At 69.6% G+C, this 17,070-nt stretch carries 8 protein-coding genes; 5 read left to right on the forward strand and 3 right to left on the reverse strand.

Going from position 1 to position 17,070, the window contains the following annotated elements; genetic code table 11:
- Positions 1–3: 3 nt before the first annotated feature.
- Positions 4–1,692 carry a M14 family zinc carboxypeptidase gene (locus tag AC3XQU_RS20925; protein ID WP_489876087.1) on the forward strand — a complete coding sequence of 563 codons (1,689 nt, stop codon included), beginning with the start codon at positions 4–6 and terminating at the stop codon, positions 1,690–1,692.
- Between the two features lie 73 nt (positions 1,693–1,765).
- Here AC3XQU_RS20925 and AC3XQU_RS20930 read toward each other — a convergent pair whose 3' ends face one another.
- The 3 genes from AC3XQU_RS20930 to AC3XQU_RS20940 form a co-directional block, all read right to left on the reverse strand.
- Positions 1,766–3,571, reverse strand: coding sequence for a DUF885 domain-containing protein (locus AC3XQU_RS20930; protein ID WP_489876088.1), 1,806 nt, complete (start codon positions 3,569–3,571; stop codon positions 1,766–1,768).
- A gap of 16 nt (positions 3,572–3,587) precedes the next feature.
- The gene (locus AC3XQU_RS20935) at positions 3,588–4,724 is read right to left on the reverse strand and encodes a branched-chain amino acid ABC transporter substrate-binding protein (protein WP_489876089.1); all 1,137 of its coding nucleotides are present in this window, start codon (positions 4,722–4,724) and stop codon (positions 3,588–3,590) included.
- Positions 4,725–4,797: 73 nt separating this feature from the next.
- A complete protein-coding gene (locus AC3XQU_RS20940) occupies positions 4,798–5,283 on the reverse strand; it encodes an Lrp/AsnC family transcriptional regulator (RefSeq protein WP_489876090.1) in 486 nt (161 codons plus the stop codon).
- Between the two features lie 149 nt (positions 5,284–5,432).
- Between AC3XQU_RS20940 and AC3XQU_RS20945 the strand changes: the two genes are divergently transcribed.
- From AC3XQU_RS20945 to AC3XQU_RS20960, 4 genes are all read left to right on the forward strand, one after another.
- Complete coding sequence (locus AC3XQU_RS20945) at positions 5,433–7,367, forward strand: aminotransferase class V-fold PLP-dependent enzyme (RefSeq protein ID WP_489876091.1); 1,935 nt, start codon at positions 5,433–5,435, stop codon at positions 7,365–7,367.
- Positions 7,368–7,563: 196 nt separating this feature from the next.
- A complete protein-coding gene (locus tag AC3XQU_RS20950; RefSeq protein WP_489876092.1) occupies positions 7,564–15,756 on the forward strand; it encodes a GH36-type glycosyl hydrolase domain-containing protein in 8,193 nt (2,730 codons plus the stop codon).
- Positions 15,753–16,607 (forward strand): outer envelope protein, encoded by an 855-nt coding sequence (locus tag AC3XQU_RS20955; RefSeq protein ID WP_489876093.1) that lies wholly within the window; start codon positions 15,753–15,755, stop codon positions 16,605–16,607. Before AC3XQU_RS20950 ends, AC3XQU_RS20955 begins: the two co-directional genes overlap by 4 nt.
- A gap of 109 nt (positions 16,608–16,716) precedes the next feature.
- Positions 16,717–17,019 (forward strand): ArsR/SmtB family transcription factor, encoded by a 303-nt coding sequence (locus tag AC3XQU_RS20960; RefSeq protein ID WP_489876094.1) that lies wholly within the window; start codon positions 16,717–16,719, stop codon positions 17,017–17,019.
- The last annotated feature ends 51 nt before the right edge of the window (positions 17,020–17,070 follow it).

The following is a 17,070-nucleotide window of genomic DNA, read 5'->3' on the forward strand; positions in this document are numbered from 1 at the left end:
ACCATGTCCAACGAACTGCTGACCCCCTACGAACAGGGCAACCTGAACCAGACCACGACGCTGGCCGACTGCATCGCCTGGTACGAAGAGCTCGCGCGCCGCTATCCCGGCGTGCTGCACTTTGCCCAGGTAGGCGTATCCGATGCCGGCGTGCCGATCCACGCGGGCGTGGTGACGAGCGACGGCGTGTTCGACCGCGAGGAACTCAAGCGCGCCGGCCGTCCGGTCTTCTTCAACAACAACGGCATCCATCCGGGCGAGCCGGAAGGCGTGGACAGCTGCATGGCGCTGGTGCGCGACTTCTGCACCCAGCCCGAGCGCCTGGCTGCGCTGAACGACACGGTGTTCCTGTTCGTCCCGATGTACAACGTGGACGGCAGCCTGAATCGCGCCGACACCTCGCGCGTGAACCAGGACGGCCCCGAGCAGTTCGGCTTCCGCGGCAACAGCCGCCACCTCGACCTGAACCGCGATTTCGTCAAGTGCGACACCCTGACCGCGCGCGTGTTCAACCAGCTGTTCACCGCCTGGGACCCGGACGTGATGGTCGACACCCACACTTCGAACGGCGCCGACTACAGCTACACGATGACCCTGATCCACACGCAAGCGGACAAGCTGGGCGACGGGCTGGGCGGCTTCCTGCGTTCGACCATGCTGCCGGCCATGTACGCCGGCATGGAGCAGCGCGGCTGGCCGACCTGTCCTTACGTGAACCCGGTCAAGGACTGTCCGGACCACGGCATCGCCGAATTCCTCGAGACCGCGCGCTTCTCGACCGGCTACGCGGCCCTGCACCACACGATCGGCTTCATGCCCGAAACGCACATGCTCAAGCCGTTCAAGGACCGCTACGAGTCGATGCGCGCGCTGGTCGAGACCGCGCTGGAGTTCACCGTCAAGCACGCCGGCCAGATCCAGGCCCTGCGCCGCGCCGCCAGGCAGGCTGGCCGCACGCGCGCCGAGTGGCCGATCCACTGGGCGATGGACGAGGCCAATCCGTCCTCGTTCCGCTTCAAGGGCTATGAAGCCAAGTACACGCCGAGCGTACTGGGCAACTACACGCGCCTGTCCTACGACCGCAGCAAGCCGTGGGAGCGCGACATCGCCTACTACAACAGCTTCCCGGCCGATATCACGGTTCCTGCGCCGCGCGCCTACATCGTGCCGCAGCAGTGGCGGGAAGCGATCGAGCGCCTGGAGTGGAACGGCGTGCGCCTGGAACGGGTGGAGGCCGACCGGATGGAAGAAGTCGACTACTACCACATCGTTTCCGTCGCTTCGCGCCCGCATGCCTACGAAGGCCACATGTTCCACGACGACGTGGTGCTGGAAAAGCGCCGCGGGCGGGTAGCACTGCGCGCCGGCGACGTCATCGTGCCGCTCGACCAGGACAATGCGCGCTATGCCGTGGAAACCCTCGAACCGCAAGGCCACGACAGCTTCTTCCGCTGGGGCTTCTTCAACAGCGTGCTGGAGAAAAAAGAAGTGTATTCGGATTACGTGTTCGAAGACCACGCGGCGGAACTGCTGAACGACGAGCCGGCGCTCGCAAGCAAGTTCGACGCGTGGAAGCGCGAGAATGCGGCGCTGCTGGGGAACCAGGAGGCGGTGCTGGACTTTATCTTTGCAAACTGCGAGCGCTATCGGGAGCCGGAGTGGAGACGGTATCCGGTGTTCATGGTGGTCTGAGCCTGCATCGAACGCCGATGCAGCGGTACCTCGTAGGGTGGGCAGGTTTCCTGCCCACCCTACGGGATGGCGGCTACTTCGCCTGCGCAATCCACCGATCCACCTTCGCCTCCAGCACCGCCAGCGGCAGCGTGCCTTCCTCCAGCACGACCCGGTGGAACTCCGGCAGGCTGAACTTGCTGCCCAGCGCATCCTGCGCGCGCTTGCGCAGTTCCATGATCTTCAGCGAGCCGATCTTGTAGCCCAGCGCCTGGCCCGGCCACACCATGTAGCGCTCGATCTGCGCACGCGCCTCGGCCTCCGAATAGCCCAGCGTGTCCTGGAAGTACTGGATCGCCCTGGCCCGGCTCCAGCCCTTGGCGTGCAGTCCGGTGTCCACCACCAGGCGCGCCGCGCGCAGCATCTCGTCGTTCAGGTGGCCGAAATAGTCTTCCGGCTTGTCGAACAGGCCCATCTCCTTGCCCAGGGTCTCGGCATACAGCGCCCAGCCTTCGGTAAAGGCATTGTTGCCGCCGAACTTGCGGAAGTTCGGCAGGCCCAGTTCCTGCACCAGCGCGATGTGGAAGTGGTGGCCCGGCTGGCCTTCGTGCAGGTAGAGCGTGACCATGCCGGTGCTGCCGTACTGTTTCGGGTCGTTCACCACCGACCAGAATACGCCCGGACGCGAACCGTCCACTGCCGGCGGGGTGTAGTGGTCCGAGGCGGTTGCGCGCGACAGTTCCGGCTCCAGCCGCAGGTCGAGCGGCGATTTGGGCATCAGGGTAAATAGCGCGGGCAGCTTGGTGCGCACTTTCGCATCGAGCTCGCGGAACACCTCGATCACCTGCTGGTCCGACGTGAAAGGCTTGAACTTCGGCTGCTCCGACACCCAGCGCGGCAGGCCAGCGGCCGGACCGGTATAGCCCATCTTCGGTCCGGTCACGCCGTACTCGCCCTGGATGCGCGCCACTTCCTTCAGGCCGATCTCGTGGATCTGGTCGGGTGTGAGGCTGGTCGTGGTCATGGCCGCGGCGCGCGCCGCATACCAGGCCGCGCCTTGCGGCAGCGCGTTCCAGCCGGCGGTGGTGCGGGTCTTCGGCAAGTAGTCCTTCTCGATGAAGATGGCCAGGCGCTTGAGGGCCGGATTGAGCTTGTTGGCGATCGCCTTGCGGTAGGCGATCGTCAAGCTGCGCTTGTCGGCGCTGGAAAACTTGGCCGGCATGTTCTTGATCGGCATGTAGAAGATGCTCTCTTCCGGCTTGCTTGCGACCAGCTGCTTGAACTGCGGCAGGGCGGACTGCATCGGCTCGCGCGGCTGCACCACGCCGCGCCGGATCCCTTCGCGCATGTTGACGATCGACTGGTCGATGTGCGCCACCAGCTGGTTCAGGCGGCTCAGGTAGGCGCGGTAGTCGCGCGCCGAGGTGAGCGGTTGCGCGCCCTGGCCGCCGGCGTAGTTCGCCAGGATCACCGGCATGCTGACCATCTGGTCGATCGGGATCAGGTGCTCCGGGAAAGCGGCCAGGCGCAGCGCGGTGTCGAGCTCGAACTTGAGGATGTCGTGGCTGGTCTGGTCGCGGCTGCCGAGGCGCTCGCGCGGGATGGCGTTCAGGCGCTTCAGATAGCTGCGGTACAGCGCGAACTGCTGCTGGCGAATCTTTGGCGAGATCGACAGGCCCAGTTGGTCGTTGAAGCGGCTGTCGCCGTTTTCGGTGGCCCATACCGGCTCGAAGCGCGCCAGCGACTCGTAGTATTCGTCGGCCAGCGCGTTGATCTGGCGGCTCTCGGCAGTAGCCGCGGCCGAGGCAGGCTTCGGCGGCGTGGTGGGCGCGGCCAGCGCCGGCGAGCAGGCGAGCAGCGCGGCCGCAGCCACGGCGCCCAGTTGATACAGTGCTTTCATCGTGGTTCTTCCCAAATCAGTAGCTGGCCAGCGGCGTGAGGGCGCCGTTCTTGAAGGTGTAGACGGTGACGGCGGTCTTCTTCAGGTTGCCCTTCGGGTCGTAGCCATAGGTGCCGACCACGCCCTGGTAGCTGATCGTGTGCATCGCCGCGCCGACCTTGGCGGCGTCCGTCGAATTCGCGCTCTTCATGGCTTGCGCGATGAACTTGGTCTGGTCGTAGAACGAGGGCGCGTACACGTCCGGCTCGCGCTTGAAGCGGGCCTTGTAGCTGTTGATGAAGGCCGGGCCGCCCGGCTGCCTGGCGACGATGGCGCCGGCCTGCGCGCAGCGCACGTTCTCGCCCACCGCCGCGCCGCCGAGCTTGGCCATCTCGGGGCTGCACAGGGTGTCGCCGCCCAGCAGCGGCACGTTCAGGCCGAGCTGCTTCATCTGGCGCACCATCGGGGCGGCCTGGGGCGCATAGCCGCCGAAGAACACCGCGTCCACGCGCTTGGCCTTGAGGGCGGTCAGGATGGCGGCGAAGTCGCTGGCCTTGTCGGTGGTGTATTCGTGGCCGGCGACCTTCATGCCATTGGCCTGCGCCTGGCGCTTGAATTCCATCGCGATGCCCTGGCCGAAGGCGGTGCGGTCGTCGATGACGCCCACGTTCTTGACCTTCAGTTCCTTGGCCGCATAGGCCGCGACCGAGCCGCCGACCTGGGTGTCGCTGGCGACGATGCGGAACACGGTCGGGTAGCCGGCCGCGGTGATCTTGGGATTGGTGCCGACGGTCGACATCAGGATGCCGCTGTCGTTGTAGACGCGCGAGGCGGGAATGGCCACGCCCGAGTTGTAGGGGCCGAGCACGAACTTGACGCCGGCGTCGGCGAATTTCTGCGCCACGGTCACGCCCTGTTTCGGGTCGCCGCCGTCGTCCTCGGACTGCAGCTCGAAGCGCAGCTGCTTGCCGCCGACCTGGAGTTTTTGTGCGTTGAGTTCTTCGACGGCCAGGCGCACGCCGTTTTCGTTGTCCTTGCCGGCAAAGGCATTCGAGCCCGAGAGCGGGCCGCTGACGCCGATTTTCACGAGCTGTTCGGCGGCATTGGCCGAACCGGCATGGGCGGCGAGCAGCGCGGCAAGCGCCAGCGGCGCCATGTTCATCTTGATGGGCATTGCTTGGTCTCCGTTATATGCGAACGGACGCCATGATCGCACATCCAGGGCTGTTTTTACCGGGCGCGTGAGGTCAAGCAGGCAGCCCGTGCGAGATCAGTTCCAGCGGCAGCGCCGTGGTGTACTTGATCTGCTCCATCGAGAACGCGGACGACACCCCGCTCAGGCGCGCCGCCTTGATCAGCTTCTTGTAGAAGCGGTCGTAGCCGGCGATGTCGGTGGTGACGACCTTGAGCAGGTAGTCGACGTCGCCGCTCATGCGGTGGAATTCGAGCACCTCCGGCAGCGCGATCACGGCCGCCGCGAAGCGCGCCAGCCATTTTTCGTCGTGTTCGCTCGTACGCACGCTGACGAACACCGTCACCGGGAGGCCGACCTTGTTGCGGTTGACGATGCTGACGCGGCTTTCGATATACCCGTCCTCCTCGAGGCGCTTGACGCGCTTCCAGCATGGGGTGCTGGACAGGCCGACCTTTTCGCTGAGGCCGGAAATCGAGAGGGTAGCGTCTGCCTGCAAAGCGGCAAGAATGGCGCAATCAAACTTGTCGAGTGAATTCATTTTCCAAATAAAGGTATATGGAGAATAGATATGCCAAACGTACGGGATATGTCAGAGAAATTGGTATACCTTTATCGGGTCAATTCCGTAACATATTCACTAACAATACCACGATCCATAGCAATTAATTACCTTTTTGTAATTTTTTAATGAATAGCGAACTCTACCTCGACGCCAACGCCACATCGCCGGTCCTGCCGGCCGCCGCGGCGGCCGCCAACGCTGCCATGGGGGCCTGTTTCGGCAACCCGAGCAGCAGCCATGCGGCCGGCCTGCGCGCCAAGGCCCTGCTCGATGCGACGCGGGCAGCGGCGCGCCGCGTGCTGGGCGCGGCCCGGGGCAGGGTGATGTTTACCAGCGGCGCCACCGAGGGCATCCAGACCGTCGTGCTCTCCGCGCTGTGCGCGGTGCGCGAGCGCCGCCTGCGCGGAGAGCCCTGCGGCGACCTGCTCGTGTACGGGGCCACCGAGCACAAGGCGGTGCCGGAATCGCTGGCGCACTGGAACCGCCTGCTGGGCACCAATCTGGAGCTGCGTGCATTGCCGGTCGATGCCGGCGGACGCCACCGCCTGGATGTGCTGCGCGAACTGGCGCCGCGCGCCGCGTTCGTGTGCACCATGGCAGCCAACAACGAGACCGGGATCGTGTCCGATCTCGACGGCATCGCCGCGGTCCTGGACGACACCGCCAGTCCTGCGCTGTGGATGGTCGACTGCGTGCAGGCCCTGGGCAAGCTGCCGCTGGCGCTTGGCGCCACCCGCATCGACTACGCGCCGTTCTCGGGCCACAAGCTGTATGCGCCCAAGGGCGTCGGCCTGCTCTACGTGCGCGAAGGCGCGCCCTATACGCCCCTGATGTGCGGCGGCGGCCAGGAAGCCGGCCAGCGCTCCGGCACCGAGAACATGGCCGGCATCGCCGCTTTCGGCGCGGTGCTCGCCGCGCTGGAAGAGGGCGGCACCTTCCGCACCCATGCCGAGCTGATTGCATGCCGCGACCGCCTGGCCGGTGCGCTGCGCGAGGCCTTCCCGGGCCTGGTCTTCAATGCCCCGCTCGCGCACGCGCTGCCGACCACCCTGAATTTCTCGGTACCTGGCCGCAGCAGCAAGGAGCTGCTCGACCTGTTCGATGCGGCCGGCGTGCGCGTCAGCGCGGGTTCGGCCTGCTCGGCGGCCAGGGCCGCGCCCAGCTACGTGCTCGACGCCATGGGCGTGCCGCTCGAGCGCAGCGCGTCGGCGGTGCGCATGTCCTTCGGTCCGCTGGTGGACGACGCCTTTATTGAGGAAGCCTGCGCCCGCATCCTGCGCTGCGGCCAGGCGCTGGCCGCGTGCAAGCCCCCGGCCGGGCTGGAACAGCTTGAACTGGGCGGCGCGAGCGGCTGGCTGCTTTACGACGAGGAAGGGCGCGAATGCATCGCCATCGATCCCCCGGCGGCGCTGGCGCCGCGCATTGCGGCCGACCTGCGCGCCCGCGGCTGCCGCTTGACGGCTTGTTTCGATACCAGCCATGGTGCCGGCGGCGCCGACGCGCTGTGCGCCTTGATAGGCCTGGCCCCGCAAGCGGCGCCCGACTCCATCGCGCTCGGCCGCGACCTGCTGCTCAAGGCCGGTGACGCCTTCCTGCTGGGCAGGCCGGAAGGCGATACGCTCCCGTCCCACGCGGTGCGCTTCGTCTTCGGCGCCTTGCCGCCTGGTGCTATGGTCGCCGACCTGGCCCTGTGCTGCCACCGCATCGGCGAGCCGGCGGTGTCGCGTCCCGGCGCCGCAGCGCTGCCGGAGGACGGCATGCACCTCGATGCGGCTGCCGCACAGGCCTACCTGGACGCCCATCCGGACGCGCTGCTGGTCGATGTGCGCGAGCTGCCCGAGCATGCGGCCGGCGCCGCCCACCTGGGCGGCCGGGCGGCGCGGCACGTCCCGCTGTCGCGGCTGGCCGGACAGGCCGCAGCCTGGCTGCAGGGCGAGCCGCGCCCGCTGGTCTTCATGTGCCGCAGCGGTAACCGCAGCGCCCGGGCGGCGCGCCTGTTGCGCCAGCTCGGCCATGCCCAGGCCTGGCACGTGGCCGGCGGCCTGGCGCTCGCCGGCTGAGCCGACGAACCCGCAACAGGGCGGCGCATCTGCCCCCTGTGTACGTCACCGCACAGTGCCCGCCCCGGGCATCTTCTAGCATGACGGAGGCCGTGCGCGCCCCGCCATGTTGGTCTGCTGTAACGCTCCACTGAACCGCCCCGGGCGCCCGGCGCGCCAGCAGTCGACAGCGCACGCCTCATTGCCGAGGACCCTGTTGAACCTGGAGAAGAACCCGATGGCCGAATTCGCGTCCGCGCAACAAGCTGGTACCGTGCGCGCCGACGACGATGTGCCGATGACTGCCGCGCAGCTGGCCATGCACGGACGCGCGCTCGCGTCGCGCCACCGCCTGGCCGGCGGCAACGGCGCGTCCGGCCTGCGCATCCTGCTGGCCGGGCAGGGCGCCGCCTTCGAGACTGCCTGCGCAGCGCTCGACCATGCGCGCCAGGCCGGCAGCGAACTGCCGGCCGCGGCCACCGCCATCCTCGACCATGCTCCCCTGATCGACACCCAGCTGCGGCTGGCGCGCGGCCAGCTCATGCACGACGACGGCGTGCTGCCCTGCCTGGCGCAGCCTGCCGCCGCCCGCCTGCAGGTGCTGGCGCAGGAAGCCGTACTGCGCAGCGGCGGCCGCGTCGAGCGCGAGAGCCTGGCCGGCTTTCTCGCCGCCTACCAGGAACACAGCCCGCTGCTGCTGGCCGAGCTGCGCCTGCTGCCGGCCGCCCTGCGCCTGGCGCTGCTGGGCAGCCTGCGCGACATCGCCGTGCGCAGCGAGCGAGCCTGCCGCGAGCGCGTGCTGGCCGAAAGCTGGGCCACGCGCATGGTCGACACTGCCGCACAGCGCTCGGGCGACCTGATCCTGCTGGTGGCCGACATGGCGCGCGCCGTGCAGCCGATGGGCAGCAGTTTCGTCGCCGAACTCGCGCGTCGGCTGCAGGGCCAGGGCGGCGCGCTGGCGCAGGCGCTTGCGTGGATCGACGCCCGCCTGCTCGATGACGGCTCCAGCATCGCGCAGCAGGTGCAGGACGAACGCAGCGCGATGGCGGTCGACGGCATCCAGGCCACCCGCTGCCTGGCGAGCCTGCGCCTGCTCGGCGGGATCGACTGGCGCGCGCTGCAGGAGCAGCTCGGCGCGGTGGAAAGCACGCTGCGCGCCGACCCCGATGGCAGTTACCCGCGCATGGACGGCCCGACACGTGACCTGTACCGCCGCAGTATCGAAGACCTGGCGCGCCGCACCGGGCGGCTCGAAACCGAGGTCGCGAGCGAAGCGCTGGCGCTGGCAGGCAGGCACCGTGCGCCGGCCGAGGGCGGGCTGGATGCGCGCCACCGCCATATCGGCTACTACCTGTGCGGCCCTGGCCTGGCCGCGCTGGAGACCGGCTTGCAGCCGCGCCCCGGCCTGGCAGCAGGCTTGCGGCGGCGCGCCCGCCACATGCCGCTGGCGCTGCGCATCGGCGCCACCTGCGTCCTGACGCTGCTGTTTGCCTTGACCGCCGTGGTCTGCGCGCGCCAGGGCGGCGCAGGAATGGTCTTGCAGGCCGCCGTCGGGCTGCTGGCCTTCGTCGGCGCCAGCCAGCTGGCCGATGCGCTGGTCGACATGATGGCCCTCTGGCTGTCGCGGCCTGGCGCTACCGCACGCATGGATTTCAGCAGCGGCATCCCGCCCGAGGCCCAGGCCCTGGTGGCGGTCTCCGCGCGCCTGAAGAGCGCCGCGCAGGTCGATGCGTTGTGCCGCGACCTCGAAGTGCGCTACCTGGCCAACCGCGACCCGCGCCTGCGTTTCTGCCTGCTGGCCGACCTGCACGATGCGGCGGCCGAAACCCTGCCCGGCGACGCGGAACTGGTGGCGCGGGCGGTCGGCGCCATCGAGGCGCTCAACCGCAAGCACGCGCAGCGCCACACGTTCACCACGCTGGACGAGGACGGCCAGCCGGCGACCAGCACGCAGCGCATCGAACCCTTCCTGCTGCTGCAGCGCCCGCGCACCTGGAACAGCGGCGAGCAGGCCTGGATCGGGCGCGCGCGCCGCCGCGGCCAGCTGGCCGACCTGAATGCCTGCCTGGCCGGCACGGGACGCGAACGCTTTGCCTGCAGCGCCGGCAACACGGCCGGGCTGGCGGAAGTGCGCTATGTGATCACCCTCGATGCCGCCATCGACCTGCCGCGCGATGCGGGCAGGGCGCTGGTCGGCGCCATGGCCCATCCGCTGAACCAGCCGGCGCTGGCGCCCGACGGCAGCCGCATCGCGCAAGGCCACGGCATGTTGCGCCCGGCCATCGGCGGCGCCCTGCCGGGCCGGCAGGCCTGTCGCTACCAGCGGCTGTGGACCGGCGGGCGCGGCACCTGGGCCGCGGCGCTGGCCGGGCACGAATCCGACACCCAGGGCATGTTCGGCTGGGCTGCCATCTATGACGTCGACACCTACGAGCGGGTGCTGCGCGAGCGCCTGCCAGACGACGCGCTGCTCAAGCCGGGCGCGGTCGACGAAGGCTGCCTGCATGCGGCCCTCGATTGCGGCGTGCGCCTGGAAGAAGCCTTCCCCGACAACTATGGCGAGCACGCTGTCCGCCGCCACCGCACGGTGCGCGCGGCCTGGCAGTCGGCCGGCTGGGTGCGCCGTGTCGTCGCTTACGCGGACGGCAGGCGCGAAGCCAATCCGATGACGCCTGAGCACCGCTGGCAGCTGTTCGACGCGCTGCGCGACAGCCTGGTGGCCCCGGCGCTGGTGCTGCTGCTGGTGCTGTGCTGGACCGCGCTGGCCGCGCCCGCGTTCTGGATCGGCGCCGTGCTGTCGGTGTTCTTCCTGCCCGCGCTGGCCGGCAGCCTGGCGGCGCTGGCCGACCGGCCGCACGATGCGCCCTGGCGCCAGCACCTGGACGCCTGGGCGCGCGGCGCGCGCGTGGCGCTGGTGCGGGTGGCGCTGGCGGCCAGCTTCCTGCCGCATGCGGCCTGGTGCCAGCTCGACGCCATTGCGCGCGCGGTGTGGCGCCGCCACGTCTCGCGCCGGCACCAGCTCGAGTGGCGCCTGCCGGCGCTGTCGCGCCCGGCCCGCGAGATCGTCAACAACTGGATCACGATGTGGGTTGCCCCGGTGCTGGCGGTGGCCGTCGCGCTGCTGCTGACCTTTGCCAATCCGTATTCGCTGTTTCCCGCGGCCCCCGTGCTGCTGGTATGGTTCCTGTCGCCGGCGCTGGCCTGGTGGACCAGCCTGTCGGTGCGCCAGCGCCCGCCGCGCCTGCCCGCCGCGCGCCACGCGTTCGTCCAGCGCCTGGTGCGCCGCAGCTGGAGCTTCTTCGAAGACCACGCCGGCCCCGCCAACAACTGGCTGCCGCCGGAGAGCGTGCAGGAGCATCCGCATCCGCTGGTGGACGGCCGCACCACCCCGGAAGGCATCGCCCTCGGCCTGCTGTCCACGCTGGCGGCCCGCGATTTCGGCTACCTGCCGGCCGGCGCGCTGCTCGAACGGCTGGATGGTTCGCTGGCGTCGATGGCCTTGCTCGAACGCTGGAAAGGCCATTATCTTGCCGCCTACGACAATGCCACCCTCGCCCCCTGCGAACCGGCCTTCGTGTCGACGCCCGGCAGCGGCTGGCTGGCGCTGAGCCTGCGCACGCTGGCCGTGGGACTGGACGAGTTGCCGGATGCGCCAGTCTGCGGGCCGCAGGCGCTGGACGGGATCCGCGCCGCCCTGCACGTGGTGGACGAGCTGGCGGCCGGGACGTCGCCCGAGGTACGCAACAAGCTGGCCGCGGTCTGGGCCGCGCTCGACCCCAAGCGCTGCCGCGCCGCCGACACCTTGCCCGGCCTGAGCGAATGCCTGCGCCATACCGTCGACGCGGCAGATGCGCTCGATGCCGCGTTGCGCGAGTCGACCGGCGACGGCCTGCGCGATTGGTCCGCGCGCCTGGCGGCCCAGTGCCACGCCGTACAGGACGACCTGCTCGCGCTGGCGCCCTGGATGCGTGCGGCGCAGGAATACGTGTTCGACGCCAGCCTCACCAGCATCCCGACCTTGCGCGAACTGGCCGCCATCGACCCGCAAGCGTCCACCCAGCCGGGCCTGGCGCGGCTGGTGCGCGAAGGGCGCGACCGTGCGGCCGCGCTGCTGGCGCAAGCCGCGCGCCTGGCCGCGCAGGCGCGCACCCTGGGTGCGATGGATTTCGCGGCGCTGCTCGACCCCGCCACCGGCTTGCTGTCGGCCCGCTGCCACGTCCGCGACAACCGGCTCGACACCGACAGCTGCGACCTGCTGGCCTCCGAAGCCTGCATGGCCAGTTTCATCGCGGTGGCCCAGGGCCAGCTGCCGCAGCAGCACTGGTGGAGCCTGGGGCGGCCGGTGCGCGTGGCCGGCGCCGAACAGTTGCTGCTGTCGCGCTCGGGCAGCTTGTCGGATGCGCTCGCGCCTTTTCTCCTGATGCCGTCCTGGCGCGAGTCGCTGCTTGACTACGCCGGCCGCGCAGCGGTGCGCGCCCAGGTCGCGCACGGCCGCCAGCTGGGCATGGTGTGGGGATATTCGGAGTCGGCCTGCAATGCGGTCGACGCCGCGCTGCGCTTCCAGTTCCGCCGGTTCGGCGTGCCGGCGGCAGCACTGCAACGGGGTGGGGCCGAACCCGTCGCCGCCCCGTATGCGGCCATGCTGGCGCTGCCGGTGGCGCACGGCGCGGCGCTTTCCAACCTCGAGCGCATGGCGCACGAGGGATTGGGCGGCGACTATGGTTTCGTCGACGCGGTCGACTGCACGCCGGGCCGCCTGCCGCATGGCGAGCAGCGCCACGTGGTGCGTACGGTGGCCGCGCGCCACCAGGGCATGGGCCTGCTCGCGCTGCTGCAGCTGCTGCAGGACGCGCCGATGCAGCGCCGGTTCGCGGCCGATCCGGAACTGCGCGCGGCGCTGCCGCTGCTGCAGGAGCCGGTGCCGGCCTGCGGCGCGACGCGCGCCGCACCTTACGAAGGCAGGACACCGGGCGCCGCTCCGGCCAGCGGCCGCACTGTCGACGGCAGCGCCCTGCCGGAGCTGCAATTGCTGTCCAATGGCCGCTACCACGTGATGGTGACGGGCGATGGCGACGGCTACAGCAGCTGGGGCGGCGTTCCGCTCACGCGCTGGCAGCCCGACCCGCTGGGCGGGCGTGGGGCCCTGGCCTGCGTGCTGCGCGATACCGTTTCCGGCGAAGCCTGGTCGGCCACGCTGGCGCCGGTCGCCGGTGCGCCGGAACGCTATGAAGCCGTGTTTGCCGAAGGGCGCGCCGCCTTCCGCCGCGAGGAGCGCGGGCTGGCCATCCTGAGCGACGTGGTGGTGGCCCCGAGCGAGGACGTCGAATTACGGCGTATCCGCATCCGTAATACGCTCGCAACTCCGCGTACGCTGGAAATCACGAGCCATGTCGCGCTGGCGCTTGCTGCAGCGTCTGTGGATGCGGTGCACGACGACCCCAGCCCGCCGGTGCGGATCGACGAGGCATCGCAGGCGCTGCTGTGCTCCCTGGGACTGGGCGCACCGGCCGTGCTGCACATGATGGCGGTGCGCGGACAAGCCAGTGTGCCGGCCTACAGCAGCAGCTGCCTCGACCCGCTCGCCGCGCTGCCGCCGCTGGAAGCCGCGCCGCCGGCGCCTGCGCTGGCCATCCGCCGTACGCTCACGCTGGCGCCCGGACAGGAAGCAACGGTCGACCTGGTGCTGGGCGCCGCCGCTACGCCCGCTGCGGCACGCGAGCTGGCACTGCGCCACCTCGACGCGCAGGCGGTGGCGGGAGCCATCGATGCGGCATGGACCCACGGCCAGGCCTTCCTGCGCCGCGCCGGCCTCGGCGAAGCCCAGGCCCAGCTCTACAATCGCCTGGCCGCCTGCCTGCTCGATCCGGCGCCCGGCCTGCGTGCCGATGCCGGCGTCATCGAGCGCAATGTGCGCAGCCGCGCCGACCTGGCTGTCTACGGCGTGGACGCCGGCCGCCCGCTGCTGGTGCTGCAGCCCGGCCTGAACGGCGCCCTCGTGCGCGAGACCCTGCTGGCGCACGCCTACTGGGATGCGCGCGGCCTGGAGGTCGACATGCTGGTCTTGTGCGAAAACCGCGCGCTGCGCGACGAGGTGGCGGACCTGGCGCCCGGCGGCCAGGAGGGCGTCCACGTCTACCTGATCGATGAGGTGCCGCAGGAAGACCGTATCCTCCTGCGCGCGGCCGCGCACGTACTGCTGCTGGGCGAGCGCGGCGCCCTGGCCGACCAGCTGCGCCTCGCGGCGCCGGCCATGCCGGCCCTGCCGCCGCCCTTCGCGGTGCGCGAAGCGCCTTCGCAGTGGACTGCCGAGGCGGCGCCTGCCTTCGGCGAGCCGCTCCAGTACGGCGACGGCGGCGGCGGTTTTTCGCAGGATGGGCGCGAATACCTCATCCGCAGCAAACAGGCCTTGCCGGTAGCCTTGGACAATTCCCTTTCCAATGCCGGCTTCGGCTCGGAAGTGGCGGCGGACGGCAGGGCCGGCACCTGGTGCGGCCGCCGCAGCCTGCGCCTGACGGCAGAGGAGGGCGAAGCCTTCTACCTGCGCGACGAGGACAGTGGCGCGGCATGGTCGCCAGCGCCGTGGCCGATGCCTTCCGGAGAGCCTTATCTCACGCGTCACGGCTTCGGCTACACGCAGTTCGAGCACCGGGCGCACGGTATCGCATCCCAGCTGCGCAGTTTCGTGGCGGCCGGCGAGCCGCTCAAGTATTCGGTGCTCACGCTGCGCAACGCCTCGAGCGCGCCGCGCCGCCTGTCGGTGACCGGCTACGTGCAATGGCTGATGGACGATGCCGCACTGCCACCCGGCCTGCAGGTCGTCACCGGCATCGACGTCGCCAGCGGGGCGCTGTTCGCCCGTAACGCCTTTGGCGGGGGCTTTGGCGAGAAGGTCGGCTTCTTCCATGTCGAGGCAGGGCAGGTGGCCCATACCGCCGACCGGCGCGAATTCGTCGGGCGCCACCGCAGCCTGGCGCAGCCGGCCGCGCTCGAGCGCAGCACCCTGGCCGGCACGCTCGGCGCCGCGCTCGATCCCTGCGCCGCATTGCAGGTGATGGTGGAGCTGCAGCCGGGCGCGCACACCGAACTGGTCTTCCTGCTGGGTGTGGCCGGTCCCGACATCCTGGCGGCCAGCCGCGTCGTGCAGCAGCATGGCGGTGCCAAGGGAGCAGCGTTGGCGCTGCGCCGGCTGCACGGCTTCTGGGACGAGCTGCTCGGCAGCGTGCGCGTGGAGACGCCCGACCCGGCCTTCGACCTGTTCGCCAACGGCTGGCTGCCATACGGCGCGCTGGCCCGGACCATGGGCGGCACGCCGGCGCAGCAACTGCAAGGCGCCATGGCCGTAGTGCATGGCAGCCCGGCCACGCTGCGCGATGCTTTGCTGCGGGCGGCGCGCGAGGACATCGGCAGTACCGGCGAATCGGTGGAAGACTTCCTGTGGCTGCCGTATGCGCTGCACCGCTATGTCGGGGCGACTGGCGACTACGGCGTGCTGCGCGAGCCGGCCGGGGGCGACCCCTCGAGCGGCACCCGCCTGGCGCGCGACGACCTGTACCAAGTGTGCGTGCATGGCCTGCGCGGTTGCCTGCGCTTCGGCGAGCGCGGCTTGCCTTTGCAGGGCGCCCGCATGCACGAGGACGACCCGGACTATGCCGGCCGGCCGGAAAGCGTGCGGCTGGCCTTCCTGCTCGCCACCGTGCTGCAGCGCTTTGCCGAAGTGGCCGACCGCCGCGCCGATTTCGGCTTCGCCACCACCTGCCGCGGCGCCGCGCTGGCCTTGAAGGCGCAGGCCGAAGAACATGGTTGGGATGGCGCCGCTTTTGCCGGCGAAGGCGAGGACCCGGCAGCCACGCAAGCCTGGGCTGCCATCGCCGGCGCCGACCCGGCCCGCGTCAAGCCCGCACTGGGCGCTGTCGCCGACGCCGCCCCGCAGGACGGCTGCACGGCCGCCTGGGTCGGATTGGCGCTGGCCGGCGAAGGGGCCGCGACGCGCGCCTGGGACCTGGCGCGCGCATCCAATCCGGTCGCTCCAGGCACCGGTGCATCCGTGCGCTACGCTGCCGCGCCTTGCTTCATGATGGATGCCGCCTGCGCCGGCTGGACCTACCTGCTGCTGACCGACGGGCTGCTCGGCCTTGGCCGCGCGGTCGACCGCCTGGTGCTGGCGCCGCTATTGCCCTCCAGCTGGGACAGCCTGCGCATCCGCTACCGCACCGGCCGGACCGATTACCTGGTCACGGTGCGGCGCGCAAGCGCAGGCGAGCAATTGGTGCTCGACGGCCAGCCGCAGGAGGGGAACATCCTGGAGCTTGTCGACGACGGGCGCGAGCACCAGGTCGAGCTGTATGTGGAGCGCAAGCCGGCCGATGCCATGGCCGGCCACCAGGACAACCAGCCAGGATCGAGAACATGACCACGAGACTCGCCACCGCGGCCTGCGCCGCCCTGTTGTGCTGCGTGCCGGCCGGTGCGCAGGACTGGAGCGACAATGCCGTGAGCTACCGCTATGGCACCCGCTTTGCCGAGCCCTTCAACCCGGACCACATCAAGAAGCACGTGCTGGCCTTTACCCACGCCAGCGGCTACAAGTACGGCAGCAACTACCTGAATCTCGACCTGCTCAAATCCGACAGCACCGATCCGCGTTCGCTGGGCAGCGGCAGCGGCGCGCGCGAGGCCTACCTGCTGTATCGCCACACGCTCGACATCGGCGCGTTGCGCGGCTCTGAAATTCGCTTCGGCAGAATCAAGGGCCTGGGCCTGACGGCCGGCTTCGACGTCAACCACAAGGATGATGTGGGCTACAACTCGCGCAAGCGCATGCTGGTGCTGGGGCCGACACTGATGTGGGACGTGCCGGGCTTCCTGAACACCAGCATCCTGTGGCTACGCGAAAGCAATGCGCCCAGTGGCCCGTTCCCGCCGATTGCCAACGTGCGCGGCCGCTACACCTACGACACCCATCCGATGTTCGGCGCCAGCTGGGGTATCCCGGTAGCCGAAGGCTGGTCTTTCGAGGGCTTCTTGAACTTCATCGCCGCCAAGGGGCTGGACGAAACCGGCGCACCGACCAGCGCCGAGACCAACCTCGACCTGGCGCTCATGCTCGACATCGGTCCGCGCCTGGGCTACGCGAAGAAGAAGATCCGGGTCGGCGTGGGCTACCAGTTCTGGAACAACAAGTTCGGCAACGCGCGCCGTACGACTGGCGGGGCAGGGCAGCGCGCCAGCACGCCGATGCTGCAGGCGGACGTTCACTTCTGACCGCCAGCACCGATCCGCAGACCACCTGCGCCGTGTCGGCAAAGGCCCTGACTGTTCTGCTGGCGACAGCACGGATTGACTTATCGGGAAATGCCGATATAATGGGTTCATGGACTTGCTCGATATCTTCAAAGCTCTTTCGAACCGGACCCGTCTCGACATCCTGAGACGGTTGAAGGACCCCGTGCGCCACTTCCCCCCGCAAGACGAAGGAGATGTGCACACGGTGGGCGTGTGCGTGAGCAGTATCCAGGAGGGCGTGGGATTGTCGCAGTCGACGGTCTCGGACTACCTGGCAACCCTGCAACGGGCCGGCCTGGTCGAGGTCCAGCGCATCGGCCAGTGGACCTATTACAAGCGCAACGAGAAAGCCATCAGTGCCTTGGCCGAACTGATCGGGAAAGACCTGTAAGTTTTTTTTGCCACATAATATCGAAAAATCTCGATATCCCTTTTTAACGAA

Source organism: Telluria sp. AZSoR62 (assembly GCF_058111565.1).